This is a genomic window from Fenollaria sp., assembly GCF_057222035.1.
The window spans coordinates 416,275-437,158 of the sequence record NZ_JBXXYC010000001.1 but is presented as its reverse complement, the minus strand read 5'-3'; the positions used below and the strand labels follow the sequence as shown (position 1 = coordinate 437,158).

18 protein-coding genes are annotated in these 20,884 nt (G+C 33.4%); 15 read left to right on the top strand and 3 right to left on the bottom strand.

The features are described from left to right. Entirely contained in the window at positions 1 to 429 is a 429-nt protein-coding gene (locus tag AC2UOP_RS02205; RefSeq protein ID WP_019213671.1) for a DUF4190 domain-containing protein, read from the bottom strand. Positions 430 to 554: 125 nt separating this feature from the next. On the opposite strand from AC2UOP_RS02205, the gene AC2UOP_RS02200 reads away from it, so the two are divergent. The 14 genes from AC2UOP_RS02200 to AC2UOP_RS02135 all read left to right on the top strand — a co-directional run bounded on the left by AC2UOP_RS02200 (position 555) and on the right by AC2UOP_RS02135 (position 17,265). Continuing rightward, entirely contained in the window at positions 555 to 4,007 is a 3,453-nt protein-coding gene (locus AC2UOP_RS02200) for a DNA polymerase III subunit alpha (protein ID WP_484832471.1), read from the top strand. An 8-nt stretch (positions 4,008 to 4,015) separates the two neighbouring features. Next, entirely contained in the window at positions 4,016 to 4,975 is a 960-nt protein-coding gene (gene pfkA / locus AC2UOP_RS02195; RefSeq protein ID WP_484832470.1) for a 6-phosphofructokinase, read from the top strand. A gap of 8 nt (positions 4,976 to 4,983) precedes the next feature. Then, positions 4,984 to 6,750, top strand: a complete 1,767-nt coding sequence (gene pyk / locus AC2UOP_RS02190) for a pyruvate kinase (RefSeq protein WP_484832469.1) — start codon at positions 4,984 to 4,986, stop codon at positions 6,748 to 6,750. Next, positions 6,750 to 7,193 (top strand): deoxycytidylate deaminase, encoded by a 444-nt coding sequence (locus tag AC2UOP_RS02185; RefSeq protein ID WP_070599981.1) that lies wholly within the window; start codon positions 6,750 to 6,752, stop codon positions 7,191 to 7,193. Before pyk ends, AC2UOP_RS02185 begins: the two co-directional genes overlap by 1 nt. A gap of 26 nt (positions 7,194 to 7,219) precedes the next feature. Beyond that, the gene (gene mscL / locus AC2UOP_RS02180) at positions 7,220 to 7,663 is read left to right on the top strand and encodes a large conductance mechanosensitive channel protein MscL (protein WP_484832468.1); all 444 of its coding nucleotides are present in this window, start codon (positions 7,220 to 7,222) and stop codon (positions 7,661 to 7,663) included. Positions 7,664 to 7,675: 12 nt separating this feature from the next. Further along, complete coding sequence (gene pepF / locus AC2UOP_RS02175; RefSeq protein WP_484832467.1) at positions 7,676 to 9,469, top strand: oligoendopeptidase F; 1,794 nt, start codon at positions 7,676 to 7,678, stop codon at positions 9,467 to 9,469. 113 nt (positions 9,470 to 9,582) lie between these two features. After that, complete coding sequence (rplM, locus tag AC2UOP_RS02170; protein WP_019213664.1) at positions 9,583 to 10,011, top strand: 50S ribosomal protein L13; 429 nt, start codon at positions 9,583 to 9,585, stop codon at positions 10,009 to 10,011. A gap of 16 nt (positions 10,012 to 10,027) precedes the next feature. Beyond that, entirely contained in the window at positions 10,028 to 10,417 is a 390-nt protein-coding gene (gene rpsI, locus AC2UOP_RS02165) for a 30S ribosomal protein S9 (protein WP_019213663.1), read from the top strand. A gap of 432 nt (positions 10,418 to 10,849) precedes the next feature. Continuing rightward, a complete protein-coding gene (gene gcvT / locus AC2UOP_RS02160) occupies positions 10,850 to 11,950 on the top strand; it encodes a glycine cleavage system aminomethyltransferase GcvT (protein WP_019213661.1) in 1,101 nt (366 codons plus the stop codon). 26 nt (positions 11,951 to 11,976) lie between these two features. Next, the gene (gene gcvH / locus AC2UOP_RS02155) at positions 11,977 to 12,357 is read left to right on the top strand and encodes a glycine cleavage system protein GcvH (protein ID WP_484832466.1); all 381 of its coding nucleotides are present in this window, start codon (positions 11,977 to 11,979) and stop codon (positions 12,355 to 12,357) included. Between the two features lies 1 nt (position 12,358). Beyond that, on the top strand, positions 12,359 to 13,711 hold the full coding sequence (gene gcvPA / locus AC2UOP_RS02150; RefSeq protein ID WP_019213659.1) for an aminomethyl-transferring glycine dehydrogenase subunit GcvPA: 1,353 nt from the start codon (positions 12,359 to 12,361) through the stop codon (positions 13,709 to 13,711). After that, positions 13,705 to 15,171, top strand: coding sequence for an aminomethyl-transferring glycine dehydrogenase subunit GcvPB (gene gcvPB / locus AC2UOP_RS02145; RefSeq protein ID WP_484832465.1), 1,467 nt, complete (start codon positions 13,705 to 13,707; stop codon positions 15,169 to 15,171). Before gcvPA ends, gcvPB begins: the two co-directional genes overlap by 7 nt. A 64-nt stretch (positions 15,172 to 15,235) precedes the next feature. After that, a complete protein-coding gene (locus AC2UOP_RS02140) occupies positions 15,236 to 16,084 on the top strand; it encodes a YitT family protein (RefSeq protein WP_019213657.1) in 849 nt (282 codons plus the stop codon). Between the two features lie 17 nt (positions 16,085 to 16,101). Continuing rightward, entirely contained in the window at positions 16,102 to 17,265 is a 1,164-nt protein-coding gene (locus AC2UOP_RS02135; protein ID WP_484832464.1) for a MalY/PatB family protein, read from the top strand. A 31-nt stretch (positions 17,266 to 17,296) separates the two neighbouring features. Here the strand turns inward: AC2UOP_RS02135 and AC2UOP_RS02130 are convergent, their stop codons facing one another. After that, positions 17,297 to 18,991: a M3 family metallopeptidase gene (locus AC2UOP_RS02130; protein ID WP_484832463.1), complete on the bottom strand. Its 1,695-nt coding sequence runs from the start codon at positions 18,989 to 18,991 to the stop codon at positions 17,297 to 17,299. Positions 18,992 to 19,167: 176 nt separating this feature from the next. Here AC2UOP_RS02130 and rpsD point away from each other — a divergent pair, with 176 nt between their 5' ends. Continuing rightward, positions 19,168 to 19,761 (top strand): 30S ribosomal protein S4, encoded by a 594-nt coding sequence (rpsD, locus tag AC2UOP_RS02125; RefSeq protein ID WP_070599965.1) that lies wholly within the window; start codon positions 19,168 to 19,170, stop codon positions 19,759 to 19,761. A gap of 85 nt (positions 19,762 to 19,846) precedes the next feature. Here rpsD and AC2UOP_RS02120 read toward each other — a convergent pair whose 3' ends face one another. Then, entirely contained in the window at positions 19,847 to 20,737 is an 891-nt protein-coding gene (locus tag AC2UOP_RS02120) for a DUF4300 family protein (protein WP_484832462.1), read from the bottom strand. Positions 20,738 to 20,884: the final 147 nt, after the last annotated feature.

Below are 20,884 nucleotides of genomic sequence, written 5' to 3'. Positions count from 1 at the left end.
CTACCACATATAATTCATAAGTGAACAGCCAATGCATGATATACAAGCTATGCAGGCAACTGTAACTAATAAAGTAGCTGCAATACCTATAGTATTAAGTATTATGCCTGTCTTTGCATATGTTCTGTCACCTTTGTTTCTTGCGTCAACACCCATAATCAAGCCGACTATGGCAAGTATAGTTCCTATAAAAGATGCTTGACCTAAGAAAATACAAAACAATGATATAACACCAAGAACTAAGGATGTCATGCCCTTGTTAGTACCACTGTCATATCCAGCATTATTCTTATAGTCATAGTTATAGTCGTTTCTGTTGTAATCATAGTATTGACCTTTAGCTCTTTTTCTTTCTTGTCTTTGTTTTATTTCTTCTTCACTTAAAACTTCTTGTTCGTTGAAATTATTATCTTCATAATTATTATTCATATTATCCCTCCTATATTGTTATATACCCAATTAATAAATATTATACATAAAAGAAAGAAAAATTACAAGAATAAAAATATTAAATTTATAAAATATATGGTATAATAAATACTAGAGGTGATTTTATGAGTTTTACGCATTTACACTTACATACTGAATACTCCTTGCTTGACGGCTCTAACAAAATAAGTGAGCTTATTGACAGAGTTAAAGAGCTTGGTATGGATGCATGTGCCATAACTGACCATGGCAATATGTATGGCGTAATCAAATTTTATAAAGAAGCAAAGGCAAAGGGCATCAAGCCAATCATTGGTTGTGAGGTCTATGTTTGTGATGATAAACTTGTTAAAGACAAGGAAACACCTTATTATCACTTGATACTTCTTTGTGAAAATGAAAAAGGATATAAAAATCTTATAAAAATAGTTTCAGACGCCTCTATCAATGGTTACTATTATAAACCTAGAACTGATTTTAAATATCTTTATGAGCACAGCGAAGGACTTATAGCACTTTCAGCATGTTTAGGCGGAGAAGTACAGAAGATGATACTTGACCAAAACATGGATGGAGCAAAAAAAGCAGCTCTTAGGTATAAGGATATATTTGGAGAAAATAATTTTTTCTTAGAGCTTCAAGATCATGGCATAAAAGAGCAAGCTTATGTGAATAATTATTTGATTGAACTGTCAAAGGAATTAAATATTGGCTTAGTCGCAACAAACGATTGCCATTATTTAAAAAAAGAGGATGCTAAGGTTCATGACGTGCTTTTATGTATACAAACTCTTTCTAAAATTGACGATGAGAACAGAATGCGCTTTCCAAGCGAAGAGTTTTACGTTAAGAGCCCTGAGGAGATGGCAAAATTATTCTCTTATGTGCCTGAGGCAATAAAAAATACAGAAATTATTAAAGATAGATGCAATATAGAAATTGTATTTCATCAAAAACATTTGCCAAACTTTGAGATAGATGAGGACATCACTCACGCTGAATATTTACACAGACTTTGCGAAGAAGGCTTGGTAAAGAGATATGGTGAAGTAAGTAGCGATATAAAAGATAGGTTGGAGGAGGAATTTAACATAATTAACTCCATGGGCTATGTTGACTATTTTCTAGTTGTTAGAGACTTTATTACGTATGCTAAAGAAAATGGTATACCAGTTGGACCCGGAAGAGGTTCAGCTGCAGGAAGTGTTATTTCATACGCATTAGGCATTGTTGACGTTGATCCACTAAAGTATGATTTACTTTTTGAAAGATTTTTAAATCCAGAGAGGGTTTCAATGCCCGATATAGACGTTGACTTTGGATACGAAAGAAGATCTGAAGTAATTGATTATGTTATTAATAAATATGGTGAAGATAAAGTTAGCCAGATAATTACCTTTGGTACACTTGCCGCAAGAGCTGTTATTCGTGACGTTGCTAGAGCTTTAGATGTACCTTTAAACAAGGCGGATACGCTTGCTAAGATGGTTCCAAGAGACTTAGACATCACCATCGACAAAGCATTGGAGAGAAATCCAGAATTTAAAAAAGCTTATGATGAAGATGAGGAAGCGAAAAAGATAATCGATATATCAAGGCAATTAGAGGGACTGCCAAGAAACATCGGTACTCACGCAGCTGGTATTTTGATTACAGAAGAAACAATTACAAATCATTTGCCATTGGTTAAAAATAAAGAATCAATATCAACTCAATTCACAATGACGGAGCTTGAAGAATTAGGCTTTTTGAAGATGGACTTCCTTGGACTAAGAAACTTAACCGTGATTCAAGACGCTCTTGATATGATAGAGAAAAATTATGCTACTAAAGTTGATTTTGAACACATGGAATACGATGACAAAAATGTAATGAATTTATTTACAAATGCAGAAACTATTGGAGTATTTCAATTTGAATCGGTAGGCATGAGAAGGTTCTTAAAAGAGCTTAAAGCACAAAAGTTTGAGGATTTAATCGCTGCCAACTCATTATTCAGACCAGGACCTATGCAATCAATACCGAAGTTTGTTGAGTCAAGGCACGATCCATCGAAGATAACATATCTTGATCCGCATCTTGAGCCTATTTTGAAAGAAACATACGGCTGCATCGTATATCAAGAGCAGGTAATGAGGATATTTAGAAACTTAGCTGGATACTCACTTGGCGGCGCTGACATAGTTAGAAGAGCCATGAGCAAGAAAAAGATGAAGGTCTTGGAGCAAGAGAGAAAAAACTTTATCTATGGCAAGGACGATGGAGATGAAGTTATAATCAAAGGTGCTGTGAGAAATGGAATTAAAGAAGATGTAGCTAATCAAATTTTTGATTATATGCTTGATTTTGCTAATTACGCTTTTAACAAATCTCACTCAGCTGCTTATTCAGTCGTTGCTTATAGAACTGCTTATCTAAAATATTATTATCCAAAAGAATATATGGCGAGCCTACTTAGCTCAGTTATGGGTAATACAACAGATGTTATAAAATATCTTGAAGAGTGTAAAAGACTTGGCATAGAAGTTTTAAGACCAGATATAAATAAATCATTTAGAAAATTCACAACAGAGGATGATAGCGTAAGATTTGGCCTTTCAGCAATTAAAAATGTTGGCACGAACGTGATAGACTCGATACTTAAGGCAAGAGGCAAAATTGATGGCTTCACATCATTTGAAGATTTTTTAACAAAGACAAACGCTGTAGACAAAACTGCCATGAATAAAAAGTCAGTTGAGTCATTGATTATGGCTGGAGCACTTGATTCTTTAGGACTTAATAGAAGTCAAATGCTTGGCTCATACGACTACATTTTAAAGAGTATACAGAAGGACGCTAAGAACAATGCTCAGGGACAGATGGGCTTATTCGGCCTTGGTGAAGATACCTCTTCAAATGTCGGTTACAAAATACCTTATGCAACAGAGCTATCGAAATTTATGCTTCTCGATGGAGAAAAAGAGATGACGGGTATATATTTCTCAGGCCATCCGCTTGAAGAATTTACTAAGGAGCTTAGAACAAACAGTGATTTTAGCTCAATTGAGATGAAGGAAAAAGTTCTTGACGAGACGGATACAGACCTTAGAGACAATATGCTTATTTCTTATGCAGGAATGATTTCATCTGTCACAAAGAAAGTTACTAAAAACAATCAAATGATGGCATTCATTGAGCTTGAAGACCTTTATGATAGCATAAGAGTAGTTATATTCCCAAGAATTTATGAAAATTATAGAAATCTTATTAAAGAAGGGGAAAACGTTGTAGTTAAGGGAAGACTACAAATAAGTGCCAATGATGAGATAAACATCATTGCAGATAGAGTGAAAAAACTTGAAAAAAGAAAAGAAACTCTTTATTTAAGAATAAAAAAAGATTTAGGTGAAGATGAAAAGAAAAATATTTTAGATATATTAAAGAAATATAAGGGAGACAATCCGGTTGTTGTCTACTTTGAAGAGACAAAATCAAGTATTGAATCAAACGATAGCACAGCCATTGAAATAGACAATGAAAAGCTATACGAAGATTTAAAAATGTATTTAGATGAAGATGATATAGTTATAAAATAGGAGGAAGAATGAAGACTATTGCTATACTAACAAGTGGTGGCGATGCACCTGGCATGAATGCTGTAATAAGATCAGTTGTGAGAACAGCTATATATAACGATTTAAAGGTTCTAGCAATAAAAGAAGGATACAACGGTCTTATTAAGGGCGATATTGAAACGATGACGTTATCAAGCGTTGCGGACATCATACACAGAGGCGGAACTATACTTAGAACTGCTAGAAGCGAAGAATTTATGACTGAAGAAGGCATGGATCAGGCTCTTGATGTGATAAAAAAATTTAAAATAGATGCCATAGTGGTTCTTGGTGGCGACGGAACATTTAGAGGAGCTAGGGAACTAGCTAAAAGAGGTATTAAAGTTATAGGCATTCCGTGCACTATAGATAACGATCTTGGCTATACTGACTACACTATCGGCTTTTTGACTGCGGTTGAGACGGCTGTTTCTGCTATAAGTAAATTAAGAGATACGTCTGAGTCACATGGCAGGGCAATAGTGCTTCAAGTAATGGGAAGGAATTGCGGCGATATCGCTCTATACTCAGGTATAGCGGGCGGTGCTGAATCAATCGTTGTACCAGAAGTTAAATTAGATATAGACGCTATTATTAATAAGATAAAAAATGGTAAAAAGAGGGGCAAAAAACACCATATAATCGTTGCAGCTGAAGGGGCACTTGATGCTTATGAGCTTGAAAAGATTATCGAAGAAAAGAGCGGCATAGAGACTCGCGTTACTGTTCTTGGCTATGTTCAAAGAGGCGGTGTACCGACAGTTCAAGATAGGATACTAGCAAGTGACTTTGGTTATGACGCTGTGAATTTATTAATAAATGGCAAGTCAGGACTAGTTTTAGGATATAAAAATGGCAAGATTATAGAATTAGATATAGATGAAGCACTTGAAGCAAAAAAAGAATTTAACAAAGATTTATTAAAGATGGTTGATATATTATCAATTTAGGAGAAAATATGAAAAAAACTAAGATAGTTTGTACAATTGGGCCAAGCTCTGATACTTATGAAGTCTTAAAAGCACTTATAAATGAGGGCATGAATGTGGCTAGACTAAATTTTTCACATGGCACTCATCAAGAGCATAAAAAAAGGATAGAGACTATAAAAAAGCTTAGAGATGACTTAGATGAGCCTATTGGAATTATGCTTGACACAAAGGGTCCTGAGATTAGGATAAAAACTTTTAAAGATGGCATGATTAGGATCGAGCAAGGACAAGATTTTATTTTAACGAGCGAGGACATAGAGGGCGATGATACAAAGGTTTCTGTCACATACAAAGACATTGCCAAAGATTTAAAGGTAAATGACAGAGTCTTAATTGACGACGGCCTTGTTGAGTTCACTGTAAAATCAGTCGATGAGAACAATGTTTATATGAGGGCTGTTAACTCGGGCGAGCTAAGCGATAGAAAAGGAGTTAATCTTCCTTCAGTTAAAGTAAATTTACCAACGCTTACAGAAAAAGATATAGAGGATTTAATCTTTGGTATTGAAAATGATGTAGACTTCATTGCTGCTTCATTTATTAGAAGCGCAAAAGATGTATTAGAGATAAGAAAAGTTCTTGAGAGCAATGACGGAGAAGACATTAAAATAATTTCTAAAATAGAAAATCTAGAAGGTGTTCAAAATATTGACGAAATAATCGAAGTATCTGATGGAATCATGGTAGCTAGAGGCGATATGGGTGTTGAACTTGATGAAGAGGACATACCTTTAGTGCAAAAAGATATAATTAGAAAATGCAATCTTAAAGGCAAATTCGTTATCACAGCGACACAAATGCTTGACTCAATGATTAGAAACCCAAGACCAACAAGAGCAGAGGTAACTGACGTTGCCAACGCTATCTTAGATGGTTCGAGCGCTATAATGCTCTCAGGCGAGACGGCAGCAGGTGCTTATCCAGTTAAGGCATGTGAGATGATGAGAAAAATTGCTTTAAAGATTGAAGATAGCCTTGATTATAAAATTTTAGTAGATAGCACAAACGATGAACACGAGATCAATATCACAAACTCAATCGCTAAAGCGACTAGAGAAGCAGCTTATGATTTAAACGCAAAAGTTATTATAGCCGCAACATCATCAGGGCTTACAGCAAGAAATATTTCAAAATTTAAGCCCAAATCACCAATCATAGCAGCAACTACAAACGAAAAAGTCAGAAGACAATTATCAATTGAGTGGGGCGTCTACCCAATCAGAGCAAAACTTGCTTCAAGCATAGATGAATTATTTTATGAAGCAGTAAATATATTAAAGAATATAAAATTTGTAAAGGAGGGAGAACTAGTCATATTGACGGCTGGCATGCCGCTTGGAAAGACTGGTTCAACAAACATTATGATGGTAAAGACAGTTGGAAAACTATTGTGCAAAGGCATGGGCATAGGCAAGCACAAGATAAGTGCAAGAGCTTGTGTTGCAAAAAATGCTAAAGACTTAGAAGAAAACTTTTCAGATGGCGATATTATAGTAACGATAGGGGTATATAAAGATATGCTACCATTTATACAAAAGTCATCAGGTATAATTACAGTCGAAGGCGGTTTAACAAGTCAAGGTGCAATAGTTGGCATAAATTACCATCTAGCAACAGTTGTTGGCGTGGGCGATGCGATGAACAGTATTAAAACTGGTGATATAATCAGCATTGACGCAGCAACTGGAGAAATTTACGAAGGAAAAATTTTTAATGAAGAGGAAGTGATTTAATGGCAGACACAAGAAGCTCGTGGCAAGAGTATTTCATGTCAATCGCTCATATGATAGCTAAAAGATCTACCTGTGATAGAGCGTTCGTTGGCTGTTTATTAGTTAATAAGGATAACAGAATAGTCTCAAGCGGTTACAACGGCAGCATCAAAGGCAATCCGCATTGCTCTGAGATAGGCCACACAATGAGGGACGGCCACTGCATAGCGACTATACATGCAGAGATGAATGCACTTTTATATTGTGCAAAAGAAGGCATCAAGGTCGATGGATGCGTATGTTATGTAACTCATTTCCCATGTCTGAATTGTACAAAAGCCTTGATACAAGCAGGAATAAGTAAGATTTATTATTCAAACGCATATAGAGTAGACGATTATGCACTAGAATTACTCGATAAAAATCACATTGAACACATTCAATTAAATGTGGATATAGATTAAAAAATTTAAAACAGGGGGAGAAGAAAATGTTAAAAGAATTTAAGGAATTCATTTCAAAGGGTAATGTTATGGACCTAGCAGTAGGTGTTATCATTGGTGGAGCTTTCGGAAAGATTGTTAGCTCACTTGTTAATGACGTAATTATGCCACTTATAGGACTTATACTTGGTGGCACAGACATGAGCAATTATTTCCTTACACTAGATGGCGGCAAATACACAACACTTGCACAAGCACAAGAAGCTGGGGCAGCTACACTAAATTACGGTTTATTTATTACACAAGTAATAAACTTCTTAATTATAGCCTTTGTAATATTTTTAATGGTTAAGGCTGTAAACAAGGCTAGATCACTTACTAAGAAGCCTGAACCAGAAGCAGCACCAACAACAAAGGAATGCCCTTATTGCAAATCAACTATAGACATAAACGCTACAAGATGCCCTAACTGCACATCAGAATTAAAATAATAGGAGAGATTTATGACAATACTAAATAGAAACGAAGTTGATAAGAGTCTGACATGGGACACATCAGCTATATATAAATCAAAGGAAGATGCTAAAAAAGAGGCGGATACTGTTTTAGAAGCATCATTAAAATTAAAAGAGAATTATGAAGGCAAATTAAATGAATTTGACACAATAGTTAAAGCTTTTAAAGAATATGAAAAACTAATAGAAAGATTTTCTTTAGTTATTGATTATGCATATCTTAATAAAGATGTTGACTTAACAAATTCATCTGAGTTAGCGTTCTTTTACGAGCTACTAAACATGTATAACAAGCTTGATGAAAACACATTATTCGTAGAACTTGAGATAGCAAAGCTTGATATTTCAATGCTTGAAAAGCTAGAGAAAGTAGATGGATTAAAAGCATATTTCCATAGCGTTATATTAAAGAAGAAAACTTATTTAAGCGATGCGGAAGAAAAAGTTATACAAGCTTTTACACCATTAACAATGGCTCCAGAGCAATTGTATAACACAATCAAGCTTCAAGACTTGACATTTGAACCGTTTGAGGTCAATGGCAAAAAATATAATAACTCATACGCTTTATTTGAAGAAAAATATGAATACGATGAAGATAAAGACTTAAGAAGAGAATCATTCAAGCACTTCTATAAAGATTTATCAAAAACTGTCAATAGCACAGCTGCAGCATTTAACTTAAACATGCAAAAAGATAAAATCATCTCAAAGCTAAGAGGCTACGAGAGTGTAACAGATTATTTACTTGCTAATCAAGAAGTTCCTAGAGATATTTATGAAAATCATCTTGATACAATTATGAAAGAGCTTTCACCAGTTATGAGAAAGTTTGCCAGAACTTTAAAAGAAGGACTAGGACTAGAAAAGATAAATTATTATGATTTAAAAGCAAATATAGATCCAGAATTTGATCCAGAGATAACACTTGATGGAGCAAAAGATTATATCTATAGCGCATTAAATGTATTGGGTGATGAATATCTAGAACAAATTAAGAAAGTTTTAGAAGGCAAAAATATTGACTACGTTGAAAACAAAGGCAAATACACTGGAGCTTACTGCGCAACACCAGCTGGTTTCCCATCATATATACTAATGACATGGACAGGCAAGATGGATAGCGTATTTACTATGATTCATGAGCTTGGTCATGCTGGAAACTTTATGTTATCACAAAAGTATCAATCATACTTTGATGCTAACACAGCTATGTTCTATGCAGAGTCACCATCGACAATGAATGAGATGATGCTTGCAAATTATCTTATGAAAAAGACTGAAGACCCAAGAATGCTTAGATGGATTTATTTCTCAATCATTGCTAAAACATATTATCATAACTTTGTTACACACTTCTTAGAAGCATATTTCCAAAGAAAGGCATATAATTTAGTTGATGAGGGACAAAATTTAGATGCCGATACACTAAATAGATTATTTAAGGAAACACTAGAAGAGTTTTGGCAAGGTGAAGTCGAATTAAATGAAGGATGTGAAATGACTTGGATGAGACAGCCACACTACTACTCAGGACTTTACTCCTACACATACTCAGCCGGTTTATCGATAGCTACAAATGTTTCAAGAAAAATACTTGAAGGCGACGAGAAAGCTGTTAAAGACTGGTTAAACGCAATAAGACAAGGCGGTTTATATAATCCAGTTGAGTGGGCAAAACTTTCAGGCGTAGATATAACAAATACAGACTCACTAAAGAAGACTATAGAATATATTTCATCAATAGTTGATAAAATTGAAGAATTAAGTAAAAATTTATAAAAAATCAATGAAAATACTTGACAATTATATAAATTTGTATTAAAATACTTGTTAGTGTTTTAAAAAAGACCCGGAAACTTTTTTAAAAACAATGTTTTTAAAGGAGGAAGAAAATGAGTTCATTTATGGCCAATGCTCAAAATATTGAGAGAAAATGGTTACTTATAGACGCTGAAGGCAAAGTCCTAGGTAGACTAGCAAGCGAAGTTGCTAAGATTTTAAGAGGAAAACACAAAGCAACTTTTACACCACACGTAGACACAGGTGATTTCGTTATCATCGTAAACGCTGATAAGGTGAAATTAACAGGAAAGAAATTAATACAAAAGAAACACTATTATCACACAGGTTATCCTGGAGGACTTAGAGAAATCAGTTACCAAGATATGATGCAAAACAATCCAGAGATGGCTATCAGATTAGCTGTTAAAGGTATGCTTCCAAAGAACAGATTAGGAAGACAAATGTTTAGAAAATTAAAAGTATATGCTGGCCCAGAACATAACCACGAAGCTCAAAAGCCAGAAAAGTATGATTTTTAGGAAGGAGGACGAATAGATGGAAAAACTTATTCAAGGAACAGGCAGAAGAAAATCTTCAGTAGCAAGAGTAAGATTAGTGCCTGGAGATGGTAAATTTACTATCAACCACAGAGATATTGATCAATATTTAAAAGAAGAATTGTTAAAAAACATTGTTCGTGAACCTCTTAACTTAACAGATACACTTGGTAAATTTGATGTATACGTTTTAGTAAACGGTGGCGGATTTACAGGACAAGCTGGAGCTATAAGACACGGCTTATCAAGAGCTTTACTTGAAGTTGATCCTGAATACAGATCAATATTAAAGAAAGCAGGATTCTTAACTAGAGATCCACGTATGAAAGAAAGAAAGAAATACGGATTCAAGAAAGCTAGAAAGAGTTCACAATTCTCAAAGAGATAGTTTTATTACTATATATACAAAAGACCTTGCGGATGCAAGGTCTTTTTATGTGCGTCTACTTAAATTTAAATAAAAAATTGAACTAGATACTATAAATATTTTATCTAAATTACTAATTATTTAATCAAGAACTTTTTAAAATTATAATATTTTTGTGTTTATTTAGAAATAATTAAAATTTTTTGAAAATAAATAAAGAAAATTTGAAAATAATGGTAAAAATTAAATTTATATGGTATAATAATGATGAAGGTTTGTCTAGAGAACATAGTAAAGTGTTTTTTAGGAGATATCTTCATTAGTTTCAATAATTAACAATATTGTTTTACATGGAGGCCTTATATTATGTTCTTAGCTTTAGCATGAGACGTAATATTCCTTGTAATAATAAAAATATTGTATGTTATAATAGTAGATTAAGGAGGATAAAAAATGGAAGGCAAAAAAACTGCTTTATACGATGAACACGTAAGACTAGGTGGCAAAATCGTAAATTATGCTGGCTGGTTACTACCAGTTCAATACGCAGGTTTAATCGAAGAACACAATGCCGTAAGACAAAAACTTGGGGTATTTGATGTATCTCACATGGGTGAAGTTTGGGTTACAGGTAAGGATGCATTTGATTTTGTAAATCATCTAATTACTAATGACTTACACGCTATTGAAGATGGTCAAGTACAATACAACATTATGTGTTACGACAATGGTGGTGCTGTAGACGACTTACTAGTTTACAGATATAACCAAGAAAAGTTCTTCTTAGTAATCAACGCAGCAAACGTTGAAAAAGACTTTGAATGGATTACAAAACAAGCTAAAAACTTTGATGTTAAGGTTGAAAACGTTTCAGATCAAACATCTCAAATAGCTGTTCAAGGACCACTTGCGCAAAAAGCTGTACAAAAATTAACAGATGTAGATTTAGACACAATAAAGTTCTTCCACTTTGTTGATGGATTTGAGCTAGCTGGTAAAAAAGTATTAATTTCAAGAACAGGTTATACTGGCGAAGACGGATTTGAAATTTACACTGACAATGATTCAATAGTACATCTTTACAAGGAAGTATTAAAAGCTGGCGAAGAGTTCGGAATCGAACCATGCGGACTAGGATGTAGAGATACACTTAGATTCGAAGCAATGCTACCATTATACGGTCATGAAATATCACAAGATGTTTCACCAGTAGAAGGAGGATTAAACTTCTTTGTAAAACTTGATCAAGAAGCTGACTTTATTGGTAAAGAAGCTCTTAAGAAGATCAAAGCTGATAACAAGAGAATACTTGTTGGCTTTGAAATGATTGACAAAGCTATACCAAGAGAAGGATATGAAATTGAAAAAGATGGCAAGAAGATTGGCTACGTTACAACTGGATATCTATCACCAACACTTGGTAAAAAGATCGGTAACGCTTTAATCGATGCATCTTACAAGGAAATGGGCGCAGAATTTGATGTTATCATCAGAGGAAAAGCTCAAAAAGCTAAACAAATTAGCAGAAAATTCTTAAAAGAAGTTAAAAAATAAATATAAAATCACAGGAGGAAATTATTATGGAAATTAAAAAAGGATTACTTTACACAGAAGATCATGAATGGGTTAAGGTTGACGGAAACGTTGCTACTGTTGGTTTAGCTGACTATGCACAACACAACTTAGGCGACATAGTTTATGTTGAACTACCTGAAATTGATGATGGATTTTCAAAAGGCGACGCAGTAGCATCAGTTGAATCTGTTAAAGCAGCTTCAGAAGTTTTCACAGCAGCTAGCGGAAAGATCGTTGAAGTTAACGAAGCTCTTGATGATGAGCCAGCTCTAATCAATGAAGGACCTTATGATGCTTGGATATTCAAGATTGAAATGAATGATCCATCTGAATTAGACGATTTAATGGACGACGAAAAATACGCTGAATTCGCTAAGGAGGACTAATATGTATCCATATCTTAGTCAAACTCCCGAAAATATAAAAGAGATGCTTGACAAGATAGGTGTAAAGTCTGAAGAAGATTTATTTGACTGTATTCCTGAAAGTGTTAGATTTAAAGGTGAATTAAATCTACCTAAACACAAATCAGAATTAGAAGTTAGAAAGATCATGACTGAACTTGCAGATATGAACTGCTCAACAAATAAGAAAGTTTGTTTCTTAGGAGCAGGAGCATATGACCATTACATTCCTTCAGTAATTGGAGCTATAGCTTCAAGAAGTGAATTCTACACTTCATATACACCATATCAACCAGAAGTATCTCAAGGAACTCTTCAAATGATATTTGAGTTCCAAACAATGATGAGTAATTTAGTAGGACTTCCTATTACAAACGCTTCACTATATGACAATTCTAACGGCGTTGTTGAATCAGCTCTTATGTGCTGCAATACAACTCGTAAGAAACAAGTTATAGTATCAAAAGCATTAAGCCCATCAGCTAGAATGGTTTTAGACACATATACACACAGCCATAACATAGAAGTAGTTGAAGTTGATATCAAAGACGGCGCTACTGATTTAGACGATCTTAAGAATAAACTAAGTGATGATGCTGCATGTGTAATCATGCAAAATCCAAACTTCTTCGGTGTTATCGAAGATATGAAGGCTGCTTGCGACTTAACTCATGAGTACAAGAAAACATACTTCATCGCTGACGTTGACACTAACTCACTAGGTATACTTCAAAGACCTGGCGACTACGGCGCAGACATCGTTGTTGGTGAAGCTCAACCATTTGGTATACCACTATCTTATGGTGGACCATACTTAGGATTTATCTCATCAACTGATAAGTTTATGAGAAAATTACCAGGCAGAATCGCTGGTCAAACAGTAGATAGAAATGGTAAGAGATCTTGGGTACTAACATTAACAGCTAGAGAACAACATATCAGAAGAGATAAAGCTACTTCAAACATCTGCTCAAACCAAGGCTTAAACGTACTTTGTGCAACAATTTACATGGCACTTATGGGCAAGAAGGGCTTAAGAGAAGTTTCTGAACAATGCGCTAAAAAAGCTCATTATCTACAAAAAGAACTTTGCAAATCTGGTAAATTTAAATTATTATACAATAAACCATTCTACAAAGAATTCGTTATCACTAGCGATATTTGCGTAGATAAGATTAATGAAGCTCTTAAAGCTAACGGTTTCATGGATGCATTTAAGCTTTCTTGGTTCTACGGAGATGAATACAAGAACACATTTATGCTTGCTGTTACTGAAAAGAGAACAAAAGAAGAAATGGATAAATTAGTTAAGGTATTGGAGGGTGTTGAATGTTAGATAGATATGACAAAATAATATTTGAAATTTCAAGACCCGGTAGAACTGGATACAATTTACCAGATCTTGACGTTGATGATTTAAAATTAGATAGTGTAATTCCAAGTGATTATTTAAATAATGAAGAACTTGATTTACCTGAATTATCTGAGGTTGACGTAGTTAGACACTATACAAATCTTTCAATGAAAAACTACGGACTTGATACTGGCATGTACCCACTTGGATCATGTACAATGAAGTATAACCCTAAGATAAACGAAGAAATGGCAGGACTTGAAGGCTTTAGAGATCTTCATCCATACCAAGGAGACGGATGCACACAAGGCGCTTTAAAATTAATGTATGACCTTGCTAACGATTTAGCTGAAATCTCAGGCATGGACGGAGCAACTCTTCAACCAGCAGCGGGTGCTCACGGTGAGTTAACAGGTGTTCTTCTAATCAGAGCATATCATGAAGCAAGAGGAGATATGAACAGAAATAAGATGATTATTCCTGACTCTGCTCATGGTACAAACCCTGCAACTTGCTCTATGGGCGGATTTACTCCTATAGAAATTAAATCAGATGAAAACGGTTTAGTTGATCTTGAAGCACTAGATGCAGCTATGACTGAAGAAGTTGCTGGTCTAATGCTTACAAATCCAAACACATTAGGTTTATTTGATAAAAATATTGAAAAGATAGCTGAGATAGTTCATAAAAAAGGCGGTCTATTATACTACGATGGCGCTAACATGAACGCAGTTATGGGTCACTCAAGACCTGGAGACATGGGATTTGACGTTGTTCACTACAACGTTCACAAAACATTCTCTACACCACACGGCGGTGGAGGACCAGGCGGTGGACCAGTTGGTTGCAAGAAAGAATTGCTTCCATTCTTACCTAAGCCAGTTATAGCTAAGAACGGTGATAAATACTTCTTAGATTATGACAGACCACAAAGTATAGGTAAGGTTAAGGACTTCTACGGACACTTTGCTATCCTAGTAAGAGCTTACACTTATATCTTAACAATGGGTTCAGATGGTTTAAGAAAAGCATCAACAAACGCTGTTTTAAACGCAAACTATCTATTAAGCCAATTAAAAGAAAATTACAATGTTCCATACGATACAATTTGTATGCATGAATTTGTTTTAGGCGGACTTAAGAATACTGAAACAGGTGTAACAACACTAGATGTTGCTAAGGGACTAATCGACAGAGGATTCCATCCACCAACAGTATACTTCCCACTTATAGTTCATGAAGCATTAATGATTGAACCTACTGAAACAGAAAGTAAAGAAACATTGGATGCTTATGCAGCTGCTCTTAACGATATTGCTAAAGTAGCTAAAGAAAATCCAGAAGACTTACTAAATGCACCATTAACAACAATGGTATCTAGACCAGATGAAACATTGGCAGCTAGAACACCAGTTTTAACATATACAAAAGAAGAAAAATAGTAAGTAATATATGGGGGCATGTGTAAGTGCCCCTAATACATAAAATTTTGTAGGAAGGTATAATATGAACGCAAAATTAAAGTCTAATTTATTAATAGTTTTGGGAGCCTTTATGGTTGCCATAGCCGTTTATTTCTTTTTAACTCCAACTAATATGACTATAGGAGGAGCAACAGGCATTGCCATAGTCTTATCGTATTTATTACATTTACCAATGAGTTATGTTTTATTTGCGACAAACATAGTTTTATTCGCCTTAGGATTTTTATTCATCGGTAATAAGTTTGGAGTAAAAACTGTGCTTACTTCACTAGGCATATCACTTATTATATTTATTTTAGAAAAAATTGTTCCACTAGATGGACCTATAATCGATGATTTATTACTTCAAATGATTATAGCAGTTATCGTGTCAGCTGTAGGCATGGCAATTATACTTAATCAATACGCTTCAATTGGTGGTACAGACATCTTATCAAAGATTATAAATAAGTTCACAGGACTTGATTTAGGCAAGGGTGTACTTTTATGTGACCTTGTAATTACATTGTTTGTAGGTATAGTTTTTGGACTAAAGATAGGACTATACTCCTTACTTGGCATTATAATGAATGGACTTATTATAGATTTTACTATAGATGGTTTGAATACATCTAAAAATATCATCATAAACACTGAAAAACCTGATTTAGTTAAGGACTACATCGTTAAAGAGCTTAATCACTCAGCAAATCTTTATAAAGCAGTAGGCGCATACACAGGCATTGAGCGCACTGTTATTATGACTGTTTGCTCAAGAAGAGATTATTTGCTTTTGAAAAGATTTATTGAAAAGAACGCTCCTAACTCTTTCTTGGTTGTCATGAATGCAAGTGAGGTTTATGGTTTTAGATGGAGGAATATTTCTGACTAATAAATTTTGGAGGTACTATGTTTAATTTTGACGAAGTAATCGACAGAAGTGGTTTGTCGTGTGCCAAGTATGAAACTTCACGCGAAGCAGGTAATGATGAAACTGTCATACCATTTACAATTGCTGATATGAATTTTGCAACAGCTCCTGAAGTTAAAGCCGCTTGTTTAAAAAGAGCTGACAGAGACTTCTATAGCTATACTGTTCCAAGCGAAGATGTGTATGAAGCCATAATTAATTGGCAAAAGGATATGCATGAACTTGATATAAAGAAAGATTGGATCGTTTTTTCGCCAGGAACTGTCCCAGGACTGGATCTTGTAATTAGAAGTATAGTTGAAGATGGCGAGAAAATAATCATTCAGACACCAGCATATCCACCGTTTTTTAATTTCTCAAATTTAAAAAATATGGAGATACTTCAAAATAAGCTTATTTTTGAAGACGGTAAATATAAGATAGACTTTAAAGATTTAGAAGAAAAAGCAAAAGAAGCAAAAGCTATAGTTTTATGTAATCCTCATAATCCAGTTGGAAGGGTATGGACAAAGCCTGAATTAGAAAAAATTTCAGAAATTGCTTATAAATATAATTTATATGTGATAAGCGATGAAATGCATCAAGATTTTACTTTTAATGGCAATTATTATACACCTATGATGAGAGTGTTTAAAAATTATGAAAAAGTAGTTTCATTTATGGCACCATCAAAAACATTTAATATAGCGGGACTTAATACTGCTTATGCAATAATACCTGATGACAAGCTTAGAGAAAAAATAAACGATGTTTCTAGTAGATCTTTAATGGGTGCGGTTAATCCCTTTGGTTTATGCGCATTAAAGGCTGCGTATAATGATGGCAGAGCTTGGTATAAAGATATGATTAAGTACCTTGAAGGCAATATAAACTACGTTACGGAAGAATTTTCTAAGATAGATAAAATTAAATTTGAAAAGCCTGAAGGAACTTATTTAATCTGGATCGATTTATCAGATTTAAACTGCGAGCCAAAGAAAATGCATGAAATATTTGTAAAAAACAAGATATTCTTATCTGATGGGGCAATGTTTGGCGATGAAAAATCAGTTAGAATTAATCTAGCTTATCCAAGAGAGATCATAAACTTCTTAGTAAATAGTTTTAAGAAGTCTATAGAGGAGATAAAAGCATTAAATTAATATAAAAAGAAAAATATAGAGGTATGAGCCTCTATATTTTTTTGTATTCACTAGCTAAACTAGCTATATATTTATTTATTATATCTTTTATGTTATCATCTACGAATGGATTTTTAAGTCCGCTTAGTTTAATACTTGTCAAAAAGTCTTCTTTGCTTGCGTTATCCATAAGCGTGTTCATCTTTTTAAATGCATCTTTTTTGTCATCTAAGAAATTATTACAAAAATCAAGTCCACTAATATCGCCTATAGCATAGTTAATTGAAAGCATTGGTGTATTAAACAAGTTATTGTAGTTAAGCCACCACATACCAACATCAAACTCATTTTTATCAACCGAGATAAAAGGGAAGTACTCGGCGTGAAGTTTTCTAAATATTTCATATCTCTCTTCAATATCAGTTTTTATATCAAGATAAAGGCTCTCTTCAAATTCACTAATTAAGCAATAGAAGAGAATATCATATAAAACTTTGATTTTATAAGCTGTAGCATATTTCTTTGCATCATTAAGAAAAAGTTCATCAATAAAATTCATCACAATAAATGAAAAAGCAGTTGTATATGCACGAATGATGTCATCTTCAGGACTTGTATATTCTATGATTTCATTATAAGAACTTTGATAGTTTAGAAGGGCATAGCTTAGGCAAGTGATAAATTTATTGAATTCTGAGTGATTAGCCTCATAATTAGTAAATATAAAAGAAGTGTCAAAATTATGCAGATAAGAAGCAAAAGTAATTTTTGCCTTGTCCTTCCTCGGATTTAAATCAAGTGAACTATCATCAAACATTTTATCAATTACCTTTGATAAGAAAGGACTGTCATTTTTTAAATTTTCAGATATTTTCTTTAACAGTAGATATGGATCTTTTATTGGGATTGTATTGTGTTCTTTGAAGTAGACTCTCATATCATAAGTATATATATTGTCTACGCCAAGTTTTTTCTTTTGTATATCCGTAATTATATGCATATTACTTGCAAGATGCTTTTTTATTGAATTTCTAAAATTAATAATATCGTTATGGTCGTAATCAATCCTGCATCTGTCTTTATCTGAAAAGTCAAGATAGCCGTCAAAACCTAGTCTTTTAGCTATCTTGTGTCTAATAACAACAAGGTCTCTATACTTTTCCGCATAAAAGTCTTTGCTCTTGACATTATTTTTATTCATAGCAAGGGCAACTTTTTTCCTTTTTTCTCTGTCTGGTGATGTAAGATGAGTAATTAAGTTTCTGCTAGTAACAATTTCATTATCAATAGAGATTGATATAGCATTTCTACGATCGCTAATCTCTTTCAATATCTTATTTTCATTTATGTTTAAACCGATTACATCCTTATAATATAAGTTTTGCTTTATTTCAAGCTTATCAAAGAAATATTTGCCCCATCTTTTCTTAAGTTTATCTAAGTCATCGTCATCAAGCAAGGTTTGAGCAAATTTTACGCATGCTTTTTTAAATTCATCTTCATTGTCCTCAATGTATTTGAACTCACCATTAAAAAACTTATCGCTGCTATCCTGTGCAAACCTGATAAATACGTATTCATAGAAGCTATCGTATCGTCTTTTAATAATGTCAACCTCTCTGATTATAGAGTTTTTTTCATCAAAACTTTTAGTTCTAGCGAGGCGATTGGCATAAAAATTAATTAGATTTGCTTCACTAATTATATCTATTCTTTTATAAAGTTTTTTAATTTCATCAAATTTCATATAACTCTTCCTTTTATGTATATTATAATTAATTATATATCATTATTTGTACTTTTTCAATGAAATATGAATATTTACATAAAAAATTAAAAAAGTAGTTGACAAGCTAAAACATTTGTGATAAACTATGAATGTTAAAAATATACCGCGGCAAATATATTTTTAGAGGTGTTTTAATGTCAAGTTTAAACGGACCAAGAGTAAGAACGGTCAGAAGATTAGGCTTAAATGTCTATGGATTAGCGAAAGCTACAAAAGGTATGAAAAAAGGAGCTGCACGTTCAGATAAGAAATTATCTAACTACGGACTTCAATTACTAGAAAAACAAAGATTAAGAGCTTACTATGGAGTGCCAGAAGTTCAATTAAAGAAGGCATTCTTAAAGGCTAAGAAATCTAAGGATCAAACAGGTCACGCTCTTATCAAATTACTAGAAACAAGATTAGATGCATTTGTTCTTAGAGCAGGATTTGCTCAATCAATCAGACAAGCAAGACAAATGGTTGTTCACGGACACATCCTTGTTGACGGTAAGAGAGTTGATAAACCAGCTTATCAATTACAAGTTGGACAAAAGATCAGCTTAAAAGAAAAATCAAGATCAAATGAAATGTTCAAGGAAAACTTCCAAACAGTTGTTGGAAACTCATATCCTTACATTGAAAAAGATGTTGATAAATTTGAAGCAGTTTTATCTAGACTACCAGAAAGAGAAGAAATTCCAATAGAAATCGAAGACGTTTACGTAGTAGAATATTATTCTCATTAATAAATTAGCTCTCAGTACATGTACTGAGAGCTTTTTCATTGTAAATACTTATTTTATTTTGGAAAGGCGGACTAATCCGTCTTTTTTAGTATGTGAAGACCTTATCGTTTTCTGTTATTATAGCCTCATGAGTAGCTTCACCCATGTCTTGATTATATTTTTTCATTAAGTAGTCGTAAATTTCTTTCTTAGAATTAAATCTTAATAGTTGATATGGCTCTTGGAAGCTCAATTTTTCTAGAAAGTAGTATTTGCCTTGATTTTCATACATTAAACCAGTGTGGCCAATAAAGAGTATATTTCCATCAATCTCGTCATTTGAGTTTAAGTAAACAGAAATAACTTTTATCTTATCGTTATTAAATTTAATGCCTCTTTCACTAAATTCTTTAGTAATTAAATCTTCATAATTTGCTTTTTCATCCTTAACATTGATTGGAGCATAGTATGTGATAAACTTTTTCATATCATCTTCGCTTAATAGTGACTTATCACTAATTGCTTTTTTGTCAAAATCTAAAACAGAGGATTTATCTTCAAGCTCTTTATTTACATCCATGCTATTTTTCATAAGTGAAAATGTAGTTATTCTGCAGTTTATGCCTAAAAAGTCAGGATTTTTTTCAGTAAATTTGTCCATGCTATTGTTATAAGCTACATCGTCGCTATATTTAGTAAAGCTAGATGCTAGTTCGCTAGTGTCAGCACTTTCATTATAAGTATCAAGATTACTCATAAATGAATCTACATCGCCTTCATTAAGACCTTTATCAAGGAGCGCATTTTTTAATTCGTTCTTAGTCTCATCGCTTGAAAGATTAGTATACATTATGGTATCGTCATCTTTATCGTTTGGAGTTTCATTTTGCTTATCAACCTGACTTGCCTCATTACCATGATCATTTGTCTTAGGAGCACATGAAACAAAAAGTAGTGCCATGGTCAAAGTTAATAGTATTTTTAATATATTTTTCATATAATCACCTCATGTAAAATTATAGTTCACTAAAATTTAATTGTCAATTAGCTAAGCTTTACAAAATGGTAACAGTTTTTATATTATTATATTTACATAAATATTTAAAAAGCTCTATTTTTCTTTTTCTTGACATAAAATATAGCA

What these genes read in the sequence shown, in the direction of transcription:
- AC2UOP_RS02205 (WP_019213671.1), bottom strand. Translation starts at nt 429, where the DNA reads ATGAATAATAATTATGAAGATAATAATTTCAACGAACAAGAAGTTTTA.
- AC2UOP_RS02200 (WP_484832471.1), top strand. Translation starts at nt 555, where the DNA reads ATGAGTTTTACGCATTTACACTTACATACTGAATACTCCTTGCTTGAC.
- pfkA (WP_484832470.1), top strand. Translation starts at nt 4,016, where the DNA reads ATGAAGACTATTGCTATACTAACAAGTGGTGGCGATGCACCTGGCATG.
- pyk (WP_484832469.1), top strand. Translation starts at nt 4,984, where the DNA reads ATGAAAAAAACTAAGATAGTTTGTACAATTGGGCCAAGCTCTGATACT.
- AC2UOP_RS02185 (WP_070599981.1), top strand. Translation starts at nt 6,750, where the DNA reads ATGGCAGACACAAGAAGCTCGTGGCAAGAGTATTTCATGTCAATCGCT.
- mscL (WP_484832468.1), top strand. Translation starts at nt 7,220, where the DNA reads ATGTTAAAAGAATTTAAGGAATTCATTTCAAAGGGTAATGTTATGGAC.
- pepF (WP_484832467.1), top strand. Translation starts at nt 7,676, where the DNA reads ATGACAATACTAAATAGAAACGAAGTTGATAAGAGTCTGACATGGGAC.
- rplM (WP_019213664.1), top strand. Translation starts at nt 9,583, where the DNA reads ATGAGTTCATTTATGGCCAATGCTCAAAATATTGAGAGAAAATGGTTA.
- rpsI (WP_019213663.1), top strand. Translation starts at nt 10,028, where the DNA reads ATGGAAAAACTTATTCAAGGAACAGGCAGAAGAAAATCTTCAGTAGCA.
- gcvT (WP_019213661.1), top strand. Translation starts at nt 10,850, where the DNA reads ATGGAAGGCAAAAAAACTGCTTTATACGATGAACACGTAAGACTAGGT.
- gcvH (WP_484832466.1), top strand. Translation starts at nt 11,977, where the DNA reads ATGGAAATTAAAAAAGGATTACTTTACACAGAAGATCATGAATGGGTT.
- gcvPA (WP_019213659.1), top strand. Translation starts at nt 12,359, where the DNA reads ATGTATCCATATCTTAGTCAAACTCCCGAAAATATAAAAGAGATGCTT.
- gcvPB (WP_484832465.1), top strand. Translation starts at nt 13,705, where the DNA reads ATGTTAGATAGATATGACAAAATAATATTTGAAATTTCAAGACCCGGT.
- AC2UOP_RS02140 (WP_019213657.1), top strand. Translation starts at nt 15,236, where the DNA reads ATGAACGCAAAATTAAAGTCTAATTTATTAATAGTTTTGGGAGCCTTT.
- AC2UOP_RS02135 (WP_484832464.1), top strand. Translation starts at nt 16,102, where the DNA reads ATGTTTAATTTTGACGAAGTAATCGACAGAAGTGGTTTGTCGTGTGCC.
- AC2UOP_RS02130 (WP_484832463.1), bottom strand. Translation starts at nt 18,991, where the DNA reads ATGAAATTTGATGAAATTAAAAAACTTTATAAAAGAATAGATATAATT.
- rpsD (WP_070599965.1), top strand. Translation starts at nt 19,168, where the DNA reads ATGTCAAGTTTAAACGGACCAAGAGTAAGAACGGTCAGAAGATTAGGC.
- AC2UOP_RS02120 (WP_484832462.1), bottom strand. Translation starts at nt 20,737, where the DNA reads ATGAAAAATATATTAAAAATACTATTAACTTTGACCATGGCACTACTT.